We start from the raw sequence: 1,665 nt of genomic DNA on the forward strand, positions 1-1,665 counted from the left end.
GTAGGTTCATGGTCAGGCAATTCATGGCCGTTCTTCGCACACGCAAGAACGGCCATGAATTGCCTGACTACGAGCGGGTTGTAGGGCGGGTTGCCAACCCGCCCTACACGCCCCTACGGTAGCGTACCGTCTACCTGCAACCCGTCTACCTTAATGCTCAGCCCATTGGCCTGCGCGTTGAAGAACGGCCCGCTGAACTGGCCGGTGGCGCGGTTGAAGCGGTAGACCATCGAGTGGCCGCCGGCCGCGCCATCGACGTTGAACGTGCCCTTCGTCGTCAGGTAGAGGGTTTGCCCGTCCGCGCTGGCCGACAGGCTGTCGAGCGAATCCTTGGGCATGCCCTCGTTGGAGCCGTCCAGCACCAGGTGCCAGAAGCCGGCCGTGTCCTCGCCGTCGTTGGTCATGCAGAAGCCCAACACGTCCTCGCCGCTGAACTTCAGAGCCTTGTTGCGGTAGTCCTTGACCTCGCCCTTGCCCAGCGTGCTGATGAGCAGATACGCCTGGCAGTTGGAACCGATGGGCGAGGCCGAGCCGGGCAGGATGTGGAGGGCGTCGATGTTCTCGCTGGAGTCCTTCAGGCCGACCTCATCCCCCTCGAAGTAGAGGTGGAGCTTCGTTCCGTCCCACAGCACCAGGTCTTCGCCCTTCAGCTTGTCCTTGATATTGGGCAGCTTGCGATCCTTGCCGCTTAGGCTGAAGATGACGGACGTGTTAGCCGAGTTTGGGATGAAGAAGGCGTCGATGTTGTCCTTGTTGCCGCTGGCGGTCAGCCCGGCGTTGCTGCCGTCAAACCACTTCGACCAGGCTGTACCATTCCACTTGAGGATATCTTCCCCGCCGTAGGGCAGACTGTTAGTCTGCACGCTGCCCGCCTTTTCGGCTGAGACGAAGATGGCCGTGGTGGGCGGCGGGGCGGTGTTGATCACCCAGGTGTAGCTGGCCGGTGTGGGGTCGGTGTTGCCGGTGGCGTCGATGGCCCGCACCTCGAAAGTGTGGCTGCCATTGCTCAGCCCGGTGTAGTTGTGCGGGCTGCTGCACGTCGTCCATACCCCACCGTCCAGCCGGCACTCGAACGTGCCCGCCTCGGTGCTGGTGAAGCTGAACGAGGCGTTGGCGCTATTCGACGGGTTGGGCGGATTGCCGTTGATCGTCGTGTCCGGGGGCGTCGTGTCCGGGGCGGTGTAGGTCACTGTGTTGTCGGTGGAGGTCGAGGCGGTGTTGCCGTTGCCGGCCGCATCCTGGGCCACGTTGGCGGCGACGCTGGCGATCACCGTGCCGCTGCTCGTCATCCCGCTGACGGCCACGTTGTAGGTCGTGCCGTTCATCGGGCCGGTCTCGGACACAGTGGCCGTCGTCGCCCCGGCCGAACCACTCAGTGTCACGTCGGCGTCGGTAAAGCCGGTCACCGGCTCGCTGAAGACGACGGTGAAGTTGATCGGGCTGGCGCTGGTCGGGTCGGCCTGGCCGCTGGCCTGGTTGATGGTGACGGTCGGCGCGGTCGTGTCCGGCGCGTTGTAGGTAACCTCGTTATCGGTTGAGGTCGAGTCCTCATTGTCGCTGCCGGCCGCGTCCTCGTCCACGTTGTCGGGCACAGTGGAGATCACCGTGCCGCTGCCGGTCATGCCGCTGACGGCGACGTTGTAGGTCGTGCCGCTGCCGGTCACA

General features: G+C 64.3%; 1 protein-coding gene. It reads right to left on the reverse strand.

Features of this window, described 5'->3' with window-relative positions; all coding sequences use genetic code 11:
• Positions 1 to 113: 113 nt before the first annotated feature.
• Positions 114 to 1,665: Ig-like domain-containing protein (locus tag ACE3UY_RS22700; protein ID WP_374689745.1), on the reverse strand; the 1,552-nt coding region annotated here is incomplete at its 5' end.

The sequence above is a fragment of the Promineifilum sp. (SeqCode) genome (assembly GCF_041918635.1).
Taxonomy (GTDB): Bacteria; Chloroflexota; Anaerolineae; order Promineifilales; family Promineifilaceae; genus Promineifilum.